Origin of the sequence: Streptomyces sp. SID14478, from assembly GCF_010548525.1 — a bacterium.
Lineage (GTDB): Bacteria > Actinomycetota > Actinomycetes > Streptomycetales > Streptomycetaceae > Streptomyces.
The window spans coordinates 1-4,262 of the sequence record NZ_JAAGMG010000224.1 but is presented as its reverse complement, the minus strand read 5'-3'; the positions used below and the strand labels follow the sequence as shown (position 1 = coordinate 4,262).

Genomic DNA, 4,262 nt, shown 5'->3' with positions numbered 1-4,262 from the left:
CGGCCGCGGGCACCGCCGCTTCCGCGACCGCCTGTCCCGCCTGGCGGACCATCTGACGGCGCCGCCGCCGGCCCGCTGGTGACGGGGCGCGCCGGGGATCAGCCGTCGTCGTCCTCGCCGCGGGCGCTGGCGTCGTGCCAGCGCGGGTCGTTCTCCCACTTGAGGTTCTTCTCCCGGGCGGTGGCCATCGCGTGCTCCGCCTCCTCGCGGGACGCGTACGGTCCGAACCGGTCCTTGGCGGGGCAGTCGGGCCCCTCCTCGACCTTGCCGTGCTCCAGGCAGTAGTACCACTCGCCCGGCTTCCCGACGGTCCGCTTCTTGAACAGGGCCACGGTGACTCCTCTCCTCATGGCCATGGTCCCCCACGGCCGCTCGTTACACTCGCTGGCATGTCTGGCCAGTCGACGCAGTCGTCACCCACTGCCCTTGTCCCGGGGAAGCAGTCCCCCGTCCGTTCCGTGCCCGGGAACATCCGGCGCCCCGAGTACGTCGGCAAGCCCGCGCCGACCCCGTACAAGGGTCCGGAGGTGCAGACCCCCGAGACGGTCGAGGCGATGCGCGTCGCCGGCCGGATCGCGGCGCGGGCGATGGCCGAGGCGGCGAAGGCCATCGCGCCGGGCGTGACGACGGACGAGCTGGACCGCATCGCGCACGCGTACATGTGCGACCACGGCGCCTACCCGTCCACGCTGGGCTACCGCGGCTTCCCCAAGTCGCTGTGCACGAGCGTGAACGAGGTCATCTGCCACGGCATCCCGGACTCCACGGTGCTGCGGGACGGCGACATCATCAACCTCGACGTGACGGCGTACATCGGCGGCGTGCACGGCGACAACAACGCCACGTACCTGGTGGGCGACGTCGACGAGGAGTCGCGGCTGCTCGTCGAGCGCACCCGTGAGTCCCTGGAGCGCGCCATCAAGGCAGTGAAGCCGGGCCGCCAGATCAACATCATCGGCCGGGTCATCGAGTCGTACGCGAAGAGGTTCGGGTACGGGGTCGTGCGGGACTTCACCGGGCACGGCATCAACTCGTCGTTCCACAGCGGACTGATCGTCCCGCACTACGACAGCCCGCACGCGACGACCGTGATCCAGCCCGGCATGACGTTCACGATCGAGCCGATGCTGACGCTCGGCACCTACGAGTACGACATGTGGGCCGACGGCTGGACGGTCGTCACCAAGGACCGCAAGCGGACGGCCCAGTTCGAGCACACGCTGGTCGTCACGGAGACGGGCACGGAGATCCTGACGCTGCCGTAGCCCCCGCTGGACCGCGGAAAGCCCGCTCCGTTCCCGGGGCGGGCTTTTTACGTTCCCTTTTACGTTCCCTTGATCGGGAAACCGGGGTACGTTTTTACCGACAGCATGTCGGGAAGCCTGATATCTTAGGTAAGCCTAACCTACCTAGACCCCGCCGGCGGAGGCCTCATGGACACCTCGTTCTCCACTCTGATCCGTACCGCCTCGCACGAGCAGCACACGGAGGCGGAGACGTCGACGTTCATGAGCGACCTGCTCGGCGGCGCTCTCGGCGTGGACGCCTACGCGCGGTACACGGAGCAACTGTGGTTCGTCTACAAGGCACTTGAGGACGGTACGGAGCGCCTGGCGCAGGACCCGGTCGCGGGCCCCTTCGTCCAGCCGGAGCTGGCGCGCGTGCCCGAGCTGGAGCGCGACCTGGCCCACCTGCGGGGCGCCGACTGGCGGGAGAAGGTCTCCGCGCTGCCGGCGACGGCGGCGTACGCGGCGCGGGTCGCCGAGTGCGCGCGGTCCTGGCCGGCCGGTTATGTGGCGCACCACTACACCCGCTACCTGGGCGACCTGTCGGGCGGCCAGATCATCCGCGACAAGGCGGAGAAGACCTGGGGCTTCGCGCGCAAGGGCGACGGGGTCCGCTTCTACGTGTTCGAGCAGGTCGGCAACCCGGCGGCGTTCAAGCGCCGCTACCGCGAACTGCTCGACGCCATAGCGGTGGACGACCTGGAGAAGCAGCGCGTCATCGCCGAGTGCAAGGCCGCCTTCGCCTTGAACACCGGGGTGTTCCGGGCCCTGGGCGAGGAGTTCCCCGCCGCCGCCTGACCCGGCCCGTGCGGCGATCGGGGTCGAGCCGTCAGGGCGAGGAGGCGAGCCGCACCCGCCCGCCGACCTCGATCAGGCCCCCGGGCTGCGGCGCCGTGAGGATCTGGGAGCCGCGGCCCTGGCGGATGTTCAGGGCCCGCTCCAGGCGGCCGGTGAGCAGGAGCGCGGCCGCACCCGTCGCCTCGTCCTCCACGATTCCGTCGTCCCGGCCGGGGAAGCCGCGGGCCCGCACCCGGCCCGCAGCCTCGTCCTCCCAGGCCCAGGCGTAGATCCACTCCCCGGCCGGCGGCACCGCCAGCGCGTCCACCTCCGCCGCCGAGCCGAACTGGCGCAGCGTGCGCGGCGGGGCCCACTCGGGGCGCGCCTCGATCCAGCTGAACTCGCCGTCGAGGCGCGCGCCGACGACACCCGCGGGCACCACCAGTTCGGGCACGTCCAGCAGCCAGGCCACCCCGACGCACGGGTGGCCGGCGAACGGCAGGCGCAGGGTCGGCGTGTATATGTCGACGACGCCGCGCTCGGGGTCGTCGACGAAGACCGTCTCGCTGAAGCCCAACGTGGCGGCGAAGGCCTGGCGTTCGTCACGGCCCGGCAGGGCGGTGCCGTCACGTACGACGCCGAGCTCGTTGCCGTGGCGGCCGTCGGGGCCGCAGAACACGTTCAGTACGTCGTAGTCCACGTTGTCCACGGGGGCAGTGTGGCACGCAACGGCCTCCGCTTGACTTGGTCTTGACCCTCTCCTGGGTCGCCCGAGGGTCGGTCGTATCCGGGCCGCGACCAGGCCGTTCGCATGAGAGGTGAATCACGGGACGAGCGGGTAGCACTTAGGCAAGCCTCATATAAGTTAGGGCCGCCTTAGTGGAAGCTGTGAACCTTCTTGGAGCCCGTATGCGAGCCGTCCGCATCTCTGTCGCCACCGCCGTCGCCACGGTGGCGGCCCTGACCGCCGTCACGGGCTGCACCGAGAAGAGCGACGCCAAGAGCGGCGGCTCCGGCGCCGTCGCGGTGACCGCCACCGACGACGGCTGCAAGGTGTCGAAGACCGAGTTCCCCGCCGGGCACGTCGAGTTGGCGGTCGAGAACAAGGGCTCCCGGGTCACCGAGGTGGAGATCCTCTTCCCCGACGACCGCATCGTCTCCGAGCGCGAGAACATCGGCCCCGGCACCAAGCACACCCTCACCGCCGAGGTGAAGAGCGGCGACTACCGCATCGCCTGCATCCCCGGCATGAAGGGCAAGGGCCACCGCCAGGACGTCAAGGTCACCGGCGGCAAGGCGGCCAAGCGGGATCCGCGCCTCGACGCCGCCGTCGCCGCCTACCGCCAGTACGCGCAGGCCCAGGCCGACGAGACGCTGCCGAAGGTGAAGACCTTCACGGACGCCGTCCGCAAGGGCGACCTGGAAGGCGCCAAGAAGGCGTACGCCCCCTCGCGCATCGGCTGGGAGCGCACCGAGCCGGTCGCCGAGTCGTTCGGCGACATCGACCCGAAGACCGACACCCGCGCCGACGGCCTCGAAGAGGGCCAGAAGTGGACCGGCTGGCACCGCCTGGAGAAGGCGCTGTGGCAGGACAAGAAGCTCGGCGCGGCCGAGAAGACGCTCGCCACGCAGCTCGACAAGGACCTCGCGGACTGGCAGCAGCGCGTCGGCAAGGCCGAGATCACCCCGACCTCGATGGCCAACGGCGCCAAGGAACTCCTCGACGAGGTCGCCACCGGCAAGGTCACCGGCGAGGAGGAGCGCTACTCGCACACCGACCTCGTCGACTTCAAGGCCAACGTCGAGGGCGCCGAGAAGGCGTACGAGCTGCTCAAGCCGGTCGCGGCGGAGAACGACGCCGCGCTGACCAAGGACCTCGACAAGCAGTTCGCGGCCCTGGACACGCTGCTCGACAAGTACCGCGAGGACAAGAGCGGTTACGACTTCACCTCCTACGACAAGGTCGGCAAGGCGGACCGCAAGGAGCTGTCCGACGCGGTCAACGCGCTCGCGGAGCCGCTGTCGAAGCTGGCCGCCGCGGTCGTCAAGTAGTGACGGACCCGGCAAGCACCGCCCACGTGGTCACGAAATGAACGAAGAGGGACCCGCCATGACGGACAACTCCCCTGCCCCGTCCCGGCGTTCACTGCTCGCCGTCGGAGGCGCCGGGCTCGCGCTCGGCGCCGCGGCCGCGGGCGG

General features: G+C 70.4%; 5 protein-coding genes. 3 read left to right on the top strand and 2 right to left on the bottom strand.

What is annotated here, in order from left to right:
* Nucleotides 1-98 precede the first annotated feature (98 nt).
* On the bottom strand, nt 99-332 hold the full coding sequence (locus tag G3I40_RS08390; RefSeq protein WP_164301534.1) for a hypothetical protein: 234 nt from the start codon (nt 330-332) through the stop codon (nt 99-101).
* 57 nt (nt 333-389) lie between these two features.
* On the opposite strand from G3I40_RS08390, the gene map reads away from it, so the two are divergent.
* Together map and G3I40_RS08380 are read left to right on the top strand one after the other, a co-directional pair.
* The gene (gene map / locus G3I40_RS08385) at nt 390-1,265 is read left to right on the top strand and encodes a type I methionyl aminopeptidase (RefSeq protein WP_164301533.1); all 876 of its coding nucleotides are present in this window, start codon (nt 390-392) and stop codon (nt 1,263-1,265) included.
* Nucleotides 1,266-1,433: 168 nt separating this feature from the next.
* Nucleotides 1,434-2,084, top strand: a complete 651-nt coding sequence (locus G3I40_RS08380; protein ID WP_164301532.1) for a biliverdin-producing heme oxygenase — start codon at nt 1,434-1,436, stop codon at nt 2,082-2,084.
* A gap of 31 nt (nt 2,085-2,115) precedes the next feature.
* Here G3I40_RS08380 and G3I40_RS08375 read toward each other — a convergent pair whose 3' ends face one another.
* Complete coding sequence (locus G3I40_RS08375; protein WP_164301535.1) at nt 2,116-2,763, bottom strand: PhzF family phenazine biosynthesis protein; 648 nt, start codon at nt 2,761-2,763, stop codon at nt 2,116-2,118.
* A gap of 209 nt (nt 2,764-2,972) precedes the next feature.
* Between G3I40_RS08375 and efeO the strand changes: the two genes are divergently transcribed.
* Nucleotides 2,973-4,115, top strand: coding sequence for an iron uptake system protein EfeO (efeO, locus tag G3I40_RS08370; protein ID WP_164301531.1), 1,143 nt, complete (start codon nt 2,973-2,975; stop codon nt 4,113-4,115).
* The last annotated feature ends 147 nt before the right edge of the window (nt 4,116-4,262 follow it).